Source organism: Actinomadura sp. 6N118 (genome assembly GCF_044326415.1).
Classification (GTDB): domain Bacteria; phylum Actinomycetota; class Actinomycetes; order Streptosporangiales; family Streptosporangiaceae; genus Spirillospora.
Map to the genome: position 1 here is coordinate 475,222 of NZ_JBIRAZ010000002.1, position 15,735 is coordinate 490,956.

At 69.8% G+C, this 15,735-nt stretch carries 15 protein-coding genes; 8 read left to right on the top strand and 7 right to left on the bottom strand.

Translation table 11 applies throughout. The features are described from left to right. Positions 1-65: 65 nt before the first annotated feature. Together ACH34W_RS06040 and ACH34W_RS06045 are read left to right on the top strand one after the other, a co-directional pair. Positions 66-743, top strand: a complete 678-nt coding sequence (locus ACH34W_RS06040; RefSeq protein WP_395959696.1) for a response regulator transcription factor — start codon at positions 66-68, stop codon at positions 741-743. Beyond that, positions 740-2,038, top strand: a complete 1,299-nt coding sequence (locus ACH34W_RS06045) for an ATP-binding protein (protein WP_395959697.1) — start codon at positions 740-742, stop codon at positions 2,036-2,038. The genes ACH34W_RS06040 and ACH34W_RS06045 overlap by 4 nt, the downstream gene beginning before the upstream one ends. Here the strand turns inward: ACH34W_RS06045 and ACH34W_RS06050 are convergent. Further along, on the bottom strand, positions 2,001-2,525 hold the full coding sequence (locus ACH34W_RS06050) for an SgcJ/EcaC family oxidoreductase (RefSeq protein WP_395959698.1): 525 nt from the start codon (positions 2,523-2,525) through the stop codon (positions 2,001-2,003). The two genes, ACH34W_RS06045 and ACH34W_RS06050, sit on opposite strands and share 38 nt — an antisense overlap. A gap of 425 nt (positions 2,526-2,950) precedes the next feature. On the opposite strand from ACH34W_RS06050, the gene ACH34W_RS06055 reads away from it, so the two are divergent. The 4 genes from ACH34W_RS06055 (at position 2,951) to ACH34W_RS06070 (ending at position 6,754) form a co-directional block, all read left to right on the top strand. Beyond that, the gene (locus ACH34W_RS06055; RefSeq protein ID WP_395959699.1) at positions 2,951-4,093 is read left to right on the top strand and encodes a sensor histidine kinase; all 1,143 of its coding nucleotides are present in this window, start codon (positions 2,951-2,953) and stop codon (positions 4,091-4,093) included. Then, complete coding sequence (locus ACH34W_RS06060; protein WP_395959700.1) at positions 4,090-4,737, top strand: response regulator; 648 nt, start codon at positions 4,090-4,092, stop codon at positions 4,735-4,737. Before ACH34W_RS06055 ends, ACH34W_RS06060 begins: the two co-directional genes overlap by 4 nt. A 176-nt stretch (positions 4,738-4,913) precedes the next feature. Continuing rightward, the gene (locus ACH34W_RS06065) at positions 4,914-5,738 is read left to right on the top strand and encodes an ABC transporter ATP-binding protein (RefSeq protein WP_395959701.1); all 825 of its coding nucleotides are present in this window, start codon (positions 4,914-4,916) and stop codon (positions 5,736-5,738) included. Next, the gene (locus tag ACH34W_RS06070) at positions 5,735-6,754 is read left to right on the top strand and encodes an ABC transporter permease subunit (protein WP_395959702.1); all 1,020 of its coding nucleotides are present in this window, start codon (positions 5,735-5,737) and stop codon (positions 6,752-6,754) included. The genes ACH34W_RS06065 and ACH34W_RS06070 overlap by 4 nt, the downstream gene beginning before the upstream one ends. Positions 6,755-6,809: 55 nt before the next feature. Here the strand turns inward: ACH34W_RS06070 and ACH34W_RS06075 are convergent, their stop codons facing one another. The 3 genes from ACH34W_RS06075 to ACH34W_RS06085 form a co-directional block, all read right to left on the bottom strand. Continuing rightward, positions 6,810-7,091 carry a hypothetical protein gene (locus ACH34W_RS06075; RefSeq protein ID WP_395959703.1) on the bottom strand — a complete coding sequence of 94 codons (282 nt, stop codon included), beginning with the start codon at positions 7,089-7,091 and terminating at the stop codon, positions 6,810-6,812. Between the two features lie 285 nt (positions 7,092-7,376). Then, positions 7,377-9,176, bottom strand: coding sequence for a S1 RNA-binding domain-containing protein (locus ACH34W_RS06080; RefSeq protein ID WP_395959704.1), 1,800 nt, complete (start codon positions 9,174-9,176; stop codon positions 7,377-7,379). Positions 9,177-9,194: 18 nt separating this feature from the next. Next, complete coding sequence (locus tag ACH34W_RS06085; protein ID WP_395959705.1) at positions 9,195-9,782, bottom strand: TetR/AcrR family transcriptional regulator; 588 nt, start codon at positions 9,780-9,782, stop codon at positions 9,195-9,197. Positions 9,783-9,856: 74 nt separating this feature from the next. Here ACH34W_RS06085 and ACH34W_RS06090 point away from each other — a divergent pair, with 74 nt between their 5' ends. Together ACH34W_RS06090 and thiI are read left to right on the top strand one after the other, a co-directional pair. After that, complete coding sequence (locus ACH34W_RS06090; RefSeq protein WP_395959706.1) at positions 9,857-11,023, top strand: FAD-dependent monooxygenase; 1,167 nt, start codon at positions 9,857-9,859, stop codon at positions 11,021-11,023. Between the two features lie 114 nt (positions 11,024-11,137). Continuing rightward, positions 11,138-12,364, top strand: coding sequence for a tRNA uracil 4-sulfurtransferase ThiI (gene thiI, locus ACH34W_RS06095; protein ID WP_395959707.1), 1,227 nt, complete (start codon positions 11,138-11,140; stop codon positions 12,362-12,364). Between the two features lie 15 nt (positions 12,365-12,379). Here the strand turns inward: thiI and ACH34W_RS06100 are convergent, their stop codons facing one another. The 3 genes from ACH34W_RS06100 to aroF all read right to left on the bottom strand — a co-directional run bounded on the left by ACH34W_RS06100 (position 12,380) and on the right by aroF (position 15,652). Beyond that, a complete protein-coding gene (locus ACH34W_RS06100) occupies positions 12,380-13,270 on the bottom strand; it encodes a DUF5954 family protein (protein WP_395959708.1) in 891 nt (296 codons plus the stop codon). Between the two features lie 130 nt (positions 13,271-13,400). Then, complete coding sequence (locus ACH34W_RS06105; RefSeq protein WP_395959709.1) at positions 13,401-14,351, bottom strand: EamA family transporter; 951 nt, start codon at positions 14,349-14,351, stop codon at positions 13,401-13,403. Positions 14,352-14,611: 260 nt separating this feature from the next. After that, a complete protein-coding gene (gene aroF, locus ACH34W_RS06110; RefSeq protein ID WP_395959710.1) occupies positions 14,612-15,652 on the bottom strand; it encodes a 3-deoxy-7-phosphoheptulonate synthase in 1,041 nt (346 codons plus the stop codon). Positions 15,653-15,735: the final 83 nt, after the last annotated feature.

The window sequence follows — 15,735 nt, forward strand, 5'->3', positions numbered from 1 at the left end:
GCTCGGGTCCCGGCCCTCGGTGCGTTCGGGGCGGGTGTGCAGGTCAGGCGGCTTAGAGTGCTCTCGTGCGCGTACTTCTGGTAGAGGATGACGAGCCGGTGGCCCAGTCGCTGCGGCGGGGGCTGGTCCGGTATGGCTTCGAGGTGGACTGGGTGATGACCGGCCGCGAGGCGTTGGAGGCATCGCCCGTCGATCTGGTGTTGCTCGATCTCGGGCTGCCCGATGGGGACGGGCTGGACGTGTGCCGGGAGCTGCGCAAACGCACGGACGTGCCGATCATCGTGATCAGCGCTCGCAGCGACGAGACCGATCGGGTGGTCGGGCTGGAGATCGGGGCCGACGACTACGTCTCCAAGCCGTTCGGGGTGCGGGAAGTGATCGCGCGCATCCGGGCGGTGATGCGGCGGGCGCGGCCACCGCAGGGGGACGCCGCCGGGCCCGACCGGTACGGGCGGCTCACCATCGACCGCAAGGCCGCGCGCGCCCACCTCGATGGCAAAGAGCTGCAGTTCACGCCGAAGGAGTACGACCTGCTGGCGTTCCTCACCGAGGAGCCGGGCGCGCTGATGACGCGCGAGCAGATCATGGAGGCGGTCTGGGACGCGCACTGGTTCGGGCCGACCAAGACGCTCGACGTTCATGTGGCGGCGCTGCGCCGCAAGCTCGCCGGGGCGATCAGGATCGAGACGGTGCGGGGCGTGGGGTTCCGGCTGGTCGTTGACGAGCCGTCCGCCGAATCATGATCCGGCAGCTCGTCACCAGCTACGTGCTGCTGGTCACCGTGGCGCTCGCCGCGTTCACCGTGCCGGTCGCGTTCACGCTGACGGCGCAGGTGCGCGGCGACACCGAGGAGTCGGTGCGCCGGGAGGCCACCACGATGGCGTTGCTGCTCGCGGGCGGCGACGTGCAGTCCCGGCAGGCCCTCGACCGCATGGTCGCCGCGTACCAGCGCGAGACCCCCGGCCGGATCGCGGTGATCCCTGGGGAGGCCGCGCAGGGGGGTGACTCAGCACGTTGGGGGTCGGGGGCCCTCGTGGTCACGGCCCCCGCCCGCGCCTCAGATGGCCGGATCACCGGCGCCATACGCATCACGTATCCGACCACCGAGCTGAACAGCCGGCTCTGGCGCATCTGGTGGTTCCGCGCGGCGCTGGCCGCCGGGGTGATCATGGTGGCCGCCCTGCTGGGACGGCTGGCGGCCCGGCGGCTGACCCGGCCGTTGCGGCAGCTGAACGAGATGGCCAGCAAGTTCAGCGACGGGGATCTGACAGCCCGGTCGCCGGTGACGGGACCGCTGGAGACGCGAACGCTGGCCCGCACGCTCAACCTCGGCGCCGAACGGCTGCAGACTGTGCTCGACGCGCAGCGGATCTTCGTCGCCGACGCCTCCCACCAGCTGCGCACCCCGCTCACCGCGCTCCGGCTGTCCCTGGACAACATCGCTGACGGCGTGGACGACGAGTTCGCCCGTGAGGACATCGAGCAGGCGACCGCGGAGGTGGTGCGCATGAGCCGCCTGGTCAACGGGCTGCTGGTGCTGGCCGACGAGGACGCCAAGGTCACCGCCGCCGAGCCGGTCCCGCTCGCCGAGGTGATCGCTGACCGGCTCGAACTGTGGCGCACGGCGGGCGACGAGCGCGGTGTCCGGTTCAGCTCCGGACCGGTGGACGGCCGCCTCCGCGTGCTGGCCGGCCCGGGTCACCTCGAACAGGTGCTGGACAACGTCCTGTCCAACGCCCTGGCGGTCTCCCCGGACGGCGCGACCGTCCGGGTGACGGTCTCGGAGGCTGGGGGCGAGGTCGTCCTGGAGGTCCTGGACGAGGGACCCGGGATGACGGACGCCGAGAAATCCCGGGCGTTCGACCGCTTCTGGCGCGGCCAAGGGCTCACCGGACGGTCCGGATCGGGGCTGGGGCTGGCCATCGTCAAGCGGCTGGTGACCGGTGACGGCGGGAGCGTCGCGCTGGGCGACGCTCCCGGGGGCGGACTGGTCGTACGCGTCAGCTTGCGGGCGGCACCACCGAGGAGTGGTGGTTGACGATCAGCCACTTCCCGCCGCGCTTCTCGTACTCGTAGGTGTAACGGGCCTCGACGGTGGTCTTCCCTCCGTCGAGCGTGAACCTGTAGAGGCCCGCGTCGATCGCCGAGTCGCGGTCCAGGACGTTCACGACCGTCCGGATCTTCTTCGCGTCGGGGTCGCGCTTGAGGAAGTGCTCGAAGTAGTCGACGATCCCTGCGCGGGTGGTGCGGATCTCCGGCGACGCCGTGGGCAGCAGCACCGCGTCGGACGCGTACCGCGCGGCCACCTTCTGCGGGTCGCCGGTGCGCACGGCGGCCAGCCAGCCGTCGAACAGACCGGCGATCTCCTTGGTGCCCGGCTTGCCGGGCATGGCGACCGTGGCGGCCCGCTCGGTCTTGGCGGGCTCGGCGACGGCGTGCGTCATCCCGGCGCCCGCCACGACGCCGACAACGAGCATGACGGCGCCGCTGGTCAGGGCCGCGCGATCCGATATCGGCTGCTTCATTCTGGTATCCCGTCTTCTGTGCCATCCGTGGTGGAGTGGGCACTTTGAGCATCACCGGGAGCGCTTTAACGCCAGGACAGCGCAGAGAGAGAGCAGCGACAGCAAAACGACAAGTTACTCTGTGTGCCGATTTCGTCGCGGAGACCGTTCGGGGAAAGGCGCCCATTACCGTACTTTCGGCTGGTTACGCGGGCGCTGCCGCTTCCTAGCCTCAACCCCATGAATAGCGTGGAACGGCCTGCCGGGCCGGGCGGAATTCTGGTCAATGCCGGTCTGGGCGTGGTATTCCGTGGCGGTGTCCACGCTCGCACTGTTGCGCGAGCGGCAGAGGCTGTGGACGGCGGTCGCGGGTTTGGTGGTGACGGCCGTCGCCGTCGGATCACGAGGGCGGCAGGCATGGCGTACGAGTCAGTAGCGTGGCCGGCGTGATCGTTCCAGAGCGATGGGCCAGGGGCGCCTGCGTGACCGCGGTCGGCGCCGCGTTCCTCACGGCGATCGCAATGCAGGCCCTCGCCATCGCGCAGAGCTGGGGCGCCTGGTACTGGGTGCCGGGCAGCCTCTCGGCCGTGGCGGTGTGCCTGCTGGCACTGTTGACGCTGCTGGGGCGAGGCCGGTCGCCCTGGCCCGCCATCTCGGGGCTCGGCGTCGCAGCGCTGGCGATCCTGGTGACCCGTCTGGCTGATCCTCGTGAACTTCCGGCCGAGCCCAGCCCGGCCATGGCCCTGGGCCTGGCGATGCTGGTCGGCTCCGCGCTCCGGGTGCTGCCGCCTGTGCAGGCCGGTGCCATCGCGGGTGCAGGCCCGGTGGTGGTCGCCGCCGGTCACCTCGCCACCAAACCCTCGTCCGGCATAACGGCCCTGACGGGCATGATCTGGCTGGCCGCCGTCGGCGCCGGGCTGTCGCTGCGGTTGCTGGACGCCCGGGCGAGCGCCACCGCCGAACGGGCGCGCCAGGCTGAACGGTTGGAGCTGGCACGGGAACTGCACGACGTCGTGGCCCACCACATCACGGGGATGGTCATCCAGGCACAGGGCGCCCAAGTGGTCGCGAGGCGAAATCCGGAGCAGGTGACCGAGTACCTCAGCGAGATGGAGGCGGCCGGCACCGACGCTCTGGCAGCGATGCGGCGGGTCGTCGGGCTGCTGCGCGACGAGGCGGACGTGGCACCGGCGTCCCCAGGGCCGGAGGGGCTCGGCGAGCTGGTGGAGCGCTTCCGCCGGCAGGGCCCGGCGGTGCGGTTGAACATGCGGGACGGGGATTGGCCGCCGGAGGTGACCAGCACGGTGTACCGCGTCGTCCAGGAAGCGTTGACGAACGTGCTGCGGCACGCGCCCAAGGCCGGCTCCGTCGTGGTCACCGTCGAGCAGGGTCCGCAGGATGTCACCGTCGAGGTCACCGACGACGCCCCAGCGGCCCCGGGCCGGCCACACCACCGCGGCGGATACGGTCTGATCGGCATGCGCGAACGTGTCGAGACGCTCGGCGGCTCGCTGCGTGCCGGACCACGTCCCGATGGCGGCTGGTCCGTGCGGGCGACCCTGCCCGTCCCCACCAGGGAGCCCCGATGACCATCTCGGTCTTGCTCGCCGACGACCAGGCGATGATCCGCCGTGGGCTACGGCTGATCCTGGAGGACCAGCCCGACATCAGCGTCGTCGGGGAGGCGCCCGACGGGGCCGAGGCGGTCGCCATGGCCCGGCGGTTGCGCCCCGACGTGTGCCTCGTGGACATCAGGATGCCCCGCCTCGACGGCATCGAGGTGACCCGCGTGCTGGCGGGCCCGGGGGTGCCCGACCCGATGAGGGTCATCGTGGTCACCACGTTCGACCTCGACGAGTACGTGTACGGGGCGCTGCGCGGCGGTGCGGTGGGGTTCGTTCTGAAGGACGCCGGGCCCGCCCTGCTCGTCGAGGCGGTCCGCGCCGCCCACAACGGCGAGGCGCTGGTCTCGCCGTCAGTGACCGTCCGCCTGCTCCGGCACCTGACTGAGGCCTCTGCCCCGGCGCAGTCCCCGCCGCTGTCGGACCGCGAGCTCGAGGTCGTCCGTGCCCTCGCGCGCGGCCGCACCAACCAGGAGATCGCCTCAGAGCTCTTCATCTCGCTGAGCACCGTCAAGAGCCACCTGTCAGGCATCCAGACCAAACTGGGAGTCCGCAACCGAGTGGGCATCGCCGCATGGGCCTGGGAGAACCGCCTCATCGACACCAGGTAGTCAACCCATTGCACAGGCCGGAGCCGAACCGGTCAAAAGTACGATCGCTGACGGCCCGGACTGTGCTTTGGACTGATGCCCGAAAGTGGCGCTGATTCCAGGATGGGCGTATGCCAAATGAGGATTCCGTCCCCGTTCTGCGGGCCGAGGGATTGACGAAAAGATATGGCCGCAGGGTGGCTTTGAATGATGTCAACCTGACCATTCCGGCCGGTCGCGTCGTCGGCCTTGTCGGTCCGAACGGGGCTGGCAAGTCGACGTTGCTGAACCTCGCCTGCGGTCTGCTCGAACCGACGTCGGGCTCGCTGCGCGTTCTAGGGTCCCGGCCGGCCGAGAGCGCCGCGCACTTGGCCCGGGTGGGGTTCGTGGCACAGGACACCCCGGTGTACCCGTCGTTCAGCGTGGCCGACCATCTGCGCCTGGGCGCGCGGCTGAACCCGTCCTGGGATCAGGAACTGGCCGAGCGGCGCGTCGGGCAGGTCGGCCTGAATCCGGGACAGAAGGCGGGACGGCTGTCCGGCGGCCAGCGCGCGCAGCTGGCGATGATGATCGCCGCCGCCAAACGCCCCGAACTACTGATCTTCGACGAGCCCGCGGCCGCGCTCGACCCGCTGGCCCGCCGGGGGTTCCTGGAGAACCTGGTGGAGTTCGTCGCGGAACTCGGAGCCAGCGCCGTGCTGTCGTCCCACCTGCTCAGCGACATCGAACGGGTCTGTGACCACCTCATCGTGCTATGTGAGGCACAGGTCCAGGTCGCCGGCAAGGTCCAGGATCTGCTGACTGGCCACCATCGGCTTGTCGCGCCCAGAGGCGAACTCGACCGGCTGCCCGCCAGCGTCGAAGTCGTCCGGATGGAGCACAACGGCCAGTACAGCCGGGCCCTGGTGCGCACCGACGTGCCACCGCCGTCGATCCCGTACCGGGTCGAACCCGTCACGCTCGAGGAACTGGTGCTCGGCTACATGTCCCGCGCGTCCGCCGTCGGGGAGGGAGCACGATGATCTGGTTGAACTGGCGGCAGTTCCGCCTCCAGGCGCTCGCCGCCGCCGTCGGGCTCGCTCTGATCGCCCTTTACCTGCTGTACCTGGGTACGGAGATCCGGGATGCCTACGACGCCTACCAGTCCCGGTGTGCCGACCCCGGCGACTGCGCGCAGGCCAAGAGCCACTTCCAGAGCGCCTACCAGAACACGCTGCTCTTCCTGGCCGCCGGACTCGGGCTGATCCCCGTCATCATCGGCGCGTTCTGGGGGGCGCCGCTGATCGCCCGGGAATTGGAGATCAGCACCCACCGGCTGGTGTGGAACCAGAGCGTGACACGCCGCCGCTGGCTGATCAGCAGGATGGCGTTCGTGGGTCTGGCCGCGATGATCCTCACAGGCCTGGCCGGCTTGCTGCTCACCTGGGCGGCCTCCCCGTACGACCAGGTCGCTGCGGACAGGTTCGGCGCGGTGGAGTTCGGCGCCCGCAACATTGCCCCGATCGGCTACGCCTTCCTCGCCTTCACCCTCGGCACCATCGTCGGCCTGCTCGTGCGCCGGACGCTCCCGGCGATGGCCATCACGGGCGTCGTCTTCCTCGTACTCCAGTTCTCGGTGCCGAACCTGGTGCGGCCGCATCTGATGCCGCCTGAGAAGACGGCCCTGCCGATGACCGCGCAGAACATCAACGAGGCCAGGAGCCTGGGCAGCATCACTGGCGCACCCGTCATCGGCGGCCTGCGGGTGCCCGGCGCACCTGACGCTTGGATCAGTGAGACCAGCCCCCTGCGCACCGCGGACGGGCGGACTCTCGGCGAGAGCCAGTTCAACGAGTGCCTCGACACCCCACCGAAGACCGGCACCGGCGGCACGTTCGGCGACACCGCGGCGTGCCTGTCCAAACTCAACCTGCACGTCGACATCAAGTACCACCCGGGCAGCCGCTATTGGCAGTTCCAGCTGACCGAGACCGGGCTCTATCTGGCGGTCAGCGGAATCCTCATCCTCATGGCTCTCCAGCGCATCCGACGCGCCTGAACCGACCGTTCTCACCGAGCTTTGAAAGGCGCCGCCGAAACCTGGCGGCGCCTTTTTACTTGAGAGTTTTGTTGGCGGTGGAGCCGAACTCGCGGCGCATCATGGGCCGGTCAGGTTTCGGGCGAGCGAGTTCGGTGAAACCCGCGGCGCGAAAGGCGGAAGCGATGCCGGTCATGGCGTTGTCGGCGCCGACATGCTTGCCCTCTGGAGGGTCGACGGGATAGGCGTCGACAGCGCGGAGATCGTAGCCGGCCGCGAAGTCGCAGGCCGCGTGGATCATGGGGATGTGCAGCCGGCTCCTGCGGTGGGGTGCGGACACGTACAGGCAGCTGATCACCCAGGCGGCGGTGTCGTCGACCGGGGCGCATCACCGCAGATCGCTGCATTCGCGGATACTCCGAGCGGTCGCCGACGGCGACCCAGCCGACGGGTTCCTCATTGAGGTAGCACACCAGTCCCGGCGGCGGATCAGCGAGGGCACGCTGGTGCATCTGGGATCGGTTGCCGTCCCCTCGGCCCTTCTCCCACTCCGCGAAGGATGCTCGCCAGTGCATGCACCAGCAGCCCCGCGCGCCTCCATTCGCCCCCATGACCTGCTCGAAGTCGGCCCACGTGCGCCGGGTCAAGGCCGTCCAGGTGATTTCGGGAAGTCCAGCCATACCTGAGGACGTGCCCGTATACATGTCGATAAAGCGCTGCCGCTCGTGTCGTGTGACAGGAGCAGGCGGCGCCGGTCACGGTCCAGATCGATGATGGAGACCTGGACGCTCTCGCCTGGCTGGACGATCTGCTCGGCGAGCTCGTCCTTGTGGATAAGGCCTTCGACACTGTCCGCGACTTCGACGAACACCCCGAACGGAATGATTTTGGTGACGGTGCCCGAGAGCCGCTGTCCCACGGCGGCATTGTCGGCGAAGGACTGGAACGGGTCCGGGCGCAGGGCGCGTAGGGAGAGCCTGGCTTCGCCGTTGGTGGTGTCGAAGGTGAGAACTTCACCGCGGACTCGTTGCCCGATGCGGACGATGTCGGTCGCCCTCTCGAAGTGCGTCCAGGACAACTCGGGGATCGTCACGAACCCGACGCCGGCGTAGGTGGGGTGCGGTGGGCCTTCGTCCAGCGCGACGAACACACCGAAGTTCTGGATGTCGGCGACCCGGCCGGTGAGCACGTCTCCGGCACTCAGCCCCTTCAAGAACGTCCAGAGCTCTGGGTGTTCGGTCGCCGCCAGGGACAGCCAGATCCGCCCGGCGGCCGTATCGACGGAGACCACTTCAGCCCTGACGCGCTGCCCCACGGCGACCGTATCTGCGCGCCTCCCACGCCAGGGATAGTCCCTGATGTACGCGGGCGTCGCGCTGAGGTCGCCGTCGAGCCGTATCCGCGGCCCGAACGGCCGTTCGTGCTCCACGACCGTCCCCGAGACGACCACCGAGGGCGACTCAGGTTCGCCGGGCAAGTCCGCGTTCCAGGCTGCGGGCAGAGGCTCGTCGCACACCGCGCAGTAGAAGTGGTCGTCTTTCACGATGTTGAGCTGCCCACAGTGGAGGCAGCGACGGAAGACAATCGGCACAGTGAAGGCCCCAGGATGATCGAGGCCGGCGTTGTCGAGGGCGGCCTGGACGGCGTTCCACGAGGAGACATCCGGACAGTAGCCGGTCGACTGGTTGCTGATCTCGCTCACCCGCCAGCCGTCACCGGTCCGCGCGAAGGTGATCTCGCCGGCGCTCAGCACGGGCTCGCCACCCGCGCAGACGACGTGCTCGCTGCGCTGCGCGGCGAGGCGGAGGGCCGCGGTCTCGTCGATGACAAAGGTGAACGGCTCCTCCTGCTCTTGACCGTCCTGCCGGGCGATCCAGGTGGCCAGGTCATCGCGTGAGGTGATCGGATGCCCCATCCCTTCCGACCGCACTTGCGCGCGGATCTCGTCGGGGCCGACGTACCGGTAGCGGCGCTGCCCGTGGACGCCCAAGGCCGCGGCGAAGGCCGAGAAGGTCGGCGCGACCACCCGCCAGGCGCATCGCTGCGCGTCGGTCCACCAATCGGAGGCCACGACGGCGGGGTCGTCGCTCCCACTGCGGTAGTCAAGGGCGATGGCGACGTCGTCCCCGAGATTGCGGTTGACCGCGATGAGCACAGCCAGATCGGTGTCGAGCCAAGGGAGCTCGACCAGCTCGGTGGACCGGCCGCCGCTTGCCAGCCGGAAGAGATCGGCGGTGGCCGGATCCTCGCTCAGCGAGTCCAATGCCCGTGACTCACGGCGGATCTGGTCGATGTTCGCCAGGAGGTCCACCGGGTCTTCGAGCCATGGCATGACGCCGCTCAGCGCAGCGTCATCAGAGGGCGGCCAATCTCTCGCGGCCAGCAATTCGAGAAGCAGAACGGGCAGGGGCAGCCCGCGGGCATGGACCCGCGAAGGACGCATATCGCACAGACTTCCAGATTAAGCCCGTCCCGGAAAACGCTCGGTGGGCGAGGGCGGGCGGAGGCCGTCCATGAGGACGGTGATGAAGGCGTCGGCGAGCTGAGGGGACGCTGCTTCCGAACGTGCGATCCCGTAGGTGGCCTGGCCTACCAGGACGGTGGTGAGGGCGGGGTCGAGGTCGGTACGGATCGCGCCGTCCTGCCGCGCTCGGTCGAGCATCTCTTCCACGGCGTGGACGAGATCGGCGCGCAGGGCCGTGACGGCGGGCAGGGCCAGGCCGTCCAACTGGTCGTTGATGGCGTGGTGCGCCGACTGGAAGGCGATCAGCTCGGCCAAGAAGGTACGCAGGGCCTGCTCCGGCGAGGTCTCGGCCAGCAGGTCCCTGGCGCGCTGAACCACCGGTCGCATCAGGCCGGCGACCGCGGCGTCCAGGAGGGCGTCTTTGCTGCCGAACGCGCGCACGACGGTCGCCGCCCCCAGACCGGCTTCTTTGGCGATGGCCTCGACGGTGAGGGCAGCGCCCGGTTCGGCCAGCAGGGCGGTGGCCGCTTCCAGGGCGAGCCCACGGTTGCGCACGGCGTCGGCCCTGCGGGGGCTTCCGGACATTGACAACTGGAATGCTCCTTCCACATACTCAACTGGAATGTGCATTTCAGTTATCGTAGCGCGAGGAGACACCTGTGAACGAGCGGATACTGATCTCGGGCGCGAGCATCGCCGGGCTGACCCTGGCGCACTGGCTGGCCCGCTACGGCTTCCAGCCCACCGTGGTCGAGCGCGCCTCCGCGCTGCGTGCCGGGGGCAACGGCGTCGACGTGCGAGATCAGGCCATTGAGGTGGCCGAGCGCATGGGAATCATGGCGAGCGTCCGCGCAGCGGCCACCGATGTCCAGGGCATGAAGTTCGTCGACGCCGCCGACCGCGCCGTCGCACGCATCGGCTTCTGGGATCCCGGCGCGGTTGAGATCATGCGTGGCGACCTGGTGGCGCTGCTGCGCGAAACGGCCGACACCGAGTATCTGTTCGGCGACTCCATCCGCCGCCTCGACCAGGACGGCACCGGCGTCACGGTCACCTTCGAGCACGCGCCCGCCCGCCGCTTCGACCTGGTCATCGGCGCCGACGGCATGCACTCCAACGTCCGCAGGCTGGCCTTCGGCACCGAAGAGCAGTTCGTCAAGTTCAAGGGGCACTACTTCGCCTTCGCCAACACCGACGCCTCGCTAGGCGAGGACCGCTGGGTGACGATGCACAACACCCCGGGCAAGATGACCGGGATCTACCGCTCGGGCAACCACGCTCAGGCCAAGGCGTACTTCATGTTCCGGTCCGCGCCGCTGCACTACGACCACCGCGACATAGCCCAGCACAAGCGCCTGATCAGTGAGGTGTTCGCGGACGACTCGATCTGGCGGATCAAGGAGCTGCTCAGCTCAGCGCTCGCCGATCCTGATTTCTACTTCGACGCGCTCGGCCAGGTGCGGATGGACTCCTGGTCCACCGGCCGAGTGGCGCTGGCCGGCGACGCCGCCTGGTGCGCGTCCCCTGCCTCCGGGGCGGGTGCCGAGCTGGCACTGGTCGGCGCCTACCGGCTCGCCGGCGAACTGGCCGCCGCCCGCGGAGACCATCAGGTCGCCTTCCCCCGCTACCACGCCGCCCACCGCGACCTGGTGGGCAACAAGCAGAAGATCGGCCCCAACGTCCGCCTCATGATCCCCAAGACCACCGCCGGGAGGAAACTGCGCGACGCCGTCGCCCGCTCGCCGCTGATGCGGGTGCTCGGAACCGTGGAACGCCTCGTACAGGCCAAGCCCGGGAGACTGCCGGAGTACGCCACGGCCAGCTGACGCAAGTGCGGCGATCTTGGTGAAGGGCGGGAACAGGTTAGTAAGTCGCGGTGTTGGGTTGGCTGGGCCACACTTGGAGTACGGCCCCTTTTCCGCTCTCCAGGAGGATCCCGCATGCCCACGCTCGACACCGCGACCGAAGCCGTCCAGGCGCAGACAACGGTCGACGGGGAGCCGTGCGTGTTGATCAAACTTGGCGAGGTCGTGCTCAAGGGCAAGAACCGTGAGCTGTTCGAGCGGCGGCTGGCCGACAACGTGCGGTCCGCCACCCGGGGGATCGCCCGGGTGGACGTGATCCGGCGGCATGGGGTGTTCATCGTCCGGACCAAGGACGCCACCGTCGAGAAGATCGACGCGCTGGCCGAGCGGATCTCCGATGTCATGGGCATCGTGTGGGCGCACCGGGCGTGGCGGGTCGGCAAGGACGTCGAGAGCGTCGAGCGGGCCGCGCTGGAGCTCATGGCGGGCCGCACCGGGACGTTCGCGGTGCGGACCAAGCGCCGGGACAAGCGTTTCCCGCTGACCTCGACCGAGCTGGACCGCCAGGTCGGCGGCAAGATCAACGATGTGTACGGGCTGCCGGTCAAGCTGAAGGGGCCCGACCACACGCTCTCGATCGAGATCGACCGGGACGAGGCGTTCGTCTTCTCCGGCGGGCTGCCCGGGCAGGGCGGGCTGCCGGTCGGCATGAGCGGGCGGGGCCTGGTCCTGATGTCCGGAGGCATCGACTCGCCGGTCGCCGCGTACCGGATGATGCGGCGCGGGCTGCGGGTGGACTATCTGCACTTCTCCGGCATGCCGTTCACCGGGCCGGAGTCGATCTACAAGGCGTACGCGTTGGTGCGCGAGCTGGACAAGTTCCAGGGCGGCTCGCGGCTGTTCGTCGTGCCGTTCGGCAAGGCGCAGCAGCAGATCAAGTCGTCCGGCGCGGACAAGCTCGCGGTGATCGCGCAGCGTCGGCTGATGCTCAAGACCGGCGAGGTGGTGGCGCACCGGCTGGGCGGCGGCACCCTGATCACCGGGGACGCGCTGGGCCAGGTCAGCAGCCAGACGCTGACCAACATCACGGCGCTGGACGACGCGGTGGAGCTGCCCATCCTGCGCCCGCTGATCGGCATGGACAAGATCGAGATCATGGACCAGGCGCGCCGGATCCGGACGTTGTCGATCTCGGAGCTGCCCGACGAGGACTGCTGCACGCTGCTGGCGCCGCGGCGGGCCGAGACGCGGGCCAAGATCGAAGACCTGCGCCAGATCGAGAAGCGCCTGGACGTCGCCGAGCTCGCCGACCAGCTGGCCGAGTCGGTGCAGGAGCACCGCCCGGTCTACGGCGACTCCTGATCCCGGGCCGTACGCCTAGTCCCTCGGGCGTGGGGGTTCTGGGCCTTCGGCGCCCATCAGCGCGATGCGTTCGATCCGGACGATCCTGAAGCGGCGCCCGGCCACCTCCAGCCCGTTGGGGCGGGAACGGTCCGTCAGCAGTGCCGCGGCCTCGGCGTACTCGTCGAGCTCTTCGGTGCCGGGATGCTCGACCGCCGGCACCACGTGGCGGAAGTAGGTGGCGAGCGAGTCGCGGGCCTGTTGCGGCGTCTCGTGCATCCTCCCACCGGGGCGCCAACGTCCACTGGCACGTTCCGCGACCGTGAACGCGGGCGAGAGCAGCACCGGAGTCAGGAACGCACCGGGCTCGCTCGCGCTCCCCGAACTCGTCGCGTCCAGCAGCTGGCACAGCAGCTCGGCGGTGGCGATGTCCGGGGTCGTCTGCCCGTTGGGCATCAGGTCGTACGGGCGGGACGGCGGCAGGCGCAGGTCGCCCGGCGCGGGGTCGAAGTCCGTCGGCCGGGGCGGCTCAGGGCCGTCCGGGCCCGTGCGCACCACCTGCTCGATCCGCACGATCCGGAAGTGCGAGCCGGCCACGCGCACCTCGTCACGGGGTTCGCTCTCCAGGCTCCGGGCGGCCGCCCGCATGTCGCGGCCGGCGATCCAGTCGGCCAGGGCCGCCCGGTCGATGAGATGCTCGGCGAGCAGCTCCCGGGCCCCTTGGGGGATCGGGTCGCAGGGACAGACCATCTGCCAACCCCCGGACACCCGTTCGGCGGCGGTGAACAGCGCGCCGGCCACCACCAGCTCCGGATAGGCGGCGATGGAGCGGCAGGCATCCGCCAGCTTCACGGCGGCGACAGGGTCCACCCCGTCCAGGTCTTCGGGGAACAACCGCCCACCGGCGTCCCCATCGCCCGTTGTCATGCGCAGCATCATCCTCGCCAAAGCCCTTGCTGGCGAGAGGTTCACGGCACATTTTCGTTCCGATTTGAACGGGTGGCCCCAGCGGGCGGGACCACCCGTTCAGCTGCGGGCAGGCAAGATCAGTTGCGGATTACTTGCGGGACGGCAGGATCAGCAGCAAGAGGCTCACTGCCAGCAGGGCCAGCCCCGCCAGGGCGAGGCCGCCGAGTTGCTCGTCCAGCACCACGACCCCCAGCACGGCGGCGACGGCCGGTTCGGCGAGCGTCAGCGTCGTCGCCGTGGTCGCCGGGGTGGTGCGCAGCCCGCGGGCGAACAACATGTACCCGCCGGCCGTCGTGATCCCGCCCAGATAGAGGATGATCAGTGCCCCCGAGGAGGTGGTCATCCAGCCGGGTCCGGACATCGCCAGTACGGGCAGCAGCACGATCGCCGCAACCCCGAACAGCGTGCCCACCACGGCCCGGTCGTCCTCGCCCCGGGAGATGAACGCGGACGCGACGCTGGCGTACACCGCGTACGCCAGTCCCGACAGCAGGGCAAGCCCCACGCCGACCGGCTCGACCCCGGCCGACTCACCGCCGCCGACGAGGGCAGCGCAGCCGAACACCGCCCCGGCGGTCGCCGCGAGCCACCGGGGTGTCAGCGTGGCCTGCCGGGTGATCGCGCCGAGCAGGCCCGCGAACGCGGGTGCGCTGCCGATCGTGACGACGGTGCCGACCGCCACGCCGGTACGGGCCGCGGCGACGAAGAAGGCCGCCTGGTAGACGGCGATCGCGACCGCGCCGAGGCCGACCAGCGCCCGGTCGCGGCGTGTGCTCAGCAGCCGGACCATGCCGCCGCGGGCGGTCACCAGGGCGAGCGCCAGCAGCAAGCTGCCGCCGAGGACGATGCGGGACGCCGCGATCGAGACGTTGGAGGCCCCGTCGACGAACGTGCGGACCGTCCCGGTGGTGCCCCACAGGCAGGCGGCCACGAGGATGTCGGCGGTGCCTCCCATGCGCACGGGCGCAGGACGGGAAGGAGTGCGCCGGGAAAGAGCGCGTTGGGAGAAGGCGCGTTGGGAGAAAGTGCGTACGGACACGAAGAATTGCTCCTGAACTCGAAACCGGGAGAGCGTGGTTCGAATCCGGGGCGCAGAAGATCAAGACCGGACGCGCGTCAGCGCCGGTCTCGCAGCATTCTCAGGGTGAGAAGAGTCGCCACGCCCCGGTCAGGAGCGGGGCGGTCCGAGATTGGGGGTCCAGTACGCCATGGGCGAGACCCTACCATCCGCCGTGATCATGACTGGTGCGGGATCTCCGGCTGCATGATCACGGCGTGACGGGGATGAGGAGAGGGTGCTCAGGCGGGTACGCCGTCGGCGGCCTGGGTCAGTTCGCGGTCGACCATGGGGGGCAGATCGCGCACGACCTTGGCGAGCTCCCTCAGGTCACCGTCCACCAGGGCCTGGGGGCCGTCGCACAGGGCGGTCTCCGGATGCGGGTGCACGTCGATGATCACGCCGTCCGCGCCGATCGCGATCGCGGCCCGGGTGAGCGGCAGGACGAGGTCGCGGCTGCCGCCGGAGTGCGACGGGTCCACGATCACCGGCAGGTGGGAGAGGCGCTGCGCGACCGGGACCGCGGAGATGTCCAGGGTGTTGCGGGTGGCCCTCTCGAACGTGCGGATGCCGCGCTCGCACAGCACGATGTCGAGGTTGCCGCGCTGCGCGACGTACTCGGCGGCCATCAGCCACTCCTCGATGGTGCCGCTCATGCCGCGCTTGAGCATGACCGGCTTGCCGCACTCGCCGGCCGCCTGCAGGAGCGCGAAGTTCTGCGCGTTGCGGGTGCCGATCTGCAGCATGTCGGCGTACGAGGCGACGAGCTCGACGTCGTGGGCGTCCACGACCTCGGTGACGACCGGCATGCCGGTCTCCTCGCGGACGTCGGCGAGGATGCGGAGCCCGGCCTCGCCCAAGCCCTGGAAGGCGTACGGCGAGGTGCGCGGCTTGAACGCGCCGCCGCGCAGCAGCGTGGCGCCGGCCGCCTGGGCCATCTGCGCCGCCGCCAGGGTCTGCTCCGGGGTCTCCACGGCGCACGGCCCGGCGATGAGCGTCATGGTGCCCGGCCCGATCGGGACGCCACCGACGCGGACGACCGTGCGCTCGGCGTGGTTCTCGCGGCTGACCAGCTTGTACGGGGCCGAAATCCGTATCACGTCGGTCACGCCGCGCATGCCGCGCATGTTGAGCGACCCGAACTGCTGGACGTCGCCGACCAGCCCCACGATGGTGCGTTGAACCCCGCGGCTCACGAACGCGTCACCGCCCGCCGTCTCGACTAGTGAGACGACGGCCTTGATATCTGCTTCGCTGGCCTCCGGGGCCATGACGACGACCATGGTTGCTGCCTCTCCCTCATCCCTGAAACGACGAAAGCCCCGGGCCATCACGGCCCGGGGCTCTCACCTTGTGGTCTGTCAGC

Coding starts and splice junctions, on each gene's coding strand:
- ACH34W_RS06045 (WP_395959697.1), top strand. CDS start 740: ATGATCCGGCAGCTCGTCACCAGCTACGTGCTGCTGGTCACCGTGGCG.
- ACH34W_RS06050 (WP_395959698.1), bottom strand. CDS start 2,525: ATGAAGCAGCCGATATCGGATCGCGCGGCCCTGACCAGCGGCGCCGTC.
- ACH34W_RS06060 (WP_395959700.1), top strand. CDS start 4,090: ATGACCATCTCGGTCTTGCTCGCCGACGACCAGGCGATGATCCGCCGT.
- ACH34W_RS06070 (WP_395959702.1), top strand. CDS start 5,735: ATGATCTGGTTGAACTGGCGGCAGTTCCGCCTCCAGGCGCTCGCCGCC.
- ACH34W_RS06080 (WP_395959704.1), bottom strand. CDS start 9,176: ATGCGTCCTTCGCGGGTCCATGCCCGCGGGCTGCCCCTGCCCGTTCTG.
- ACH34W_RS06085 (WP_395959705.1), bottom strand. CDS start 9,782: ATGTCCGGAAGCCCCCGCAGGGCCGACGCCGTGCGCAACCGTGGGCTC.
- thiI (WP_395959707.1), top strand. CDS start 11,138: ATGCCCACGCTCGACACCGCGACCGAAGCCGTCCAGGCGCAGACAACG.
- ACH34W_RS06100 (WP_395959708.1), bottom strand. CDS start 13,270: ATGACAACGGGCGATGGGGACGCCGGTGGGCGGTTGTTCCCCGAAGAC.
- aroF (WP_395959710.1), bottom strand. CDS start 15,652: ATGGTCGTCGTCATGGCCCCGGAGGCCAGCGAAGCAGATATCAAGGCC.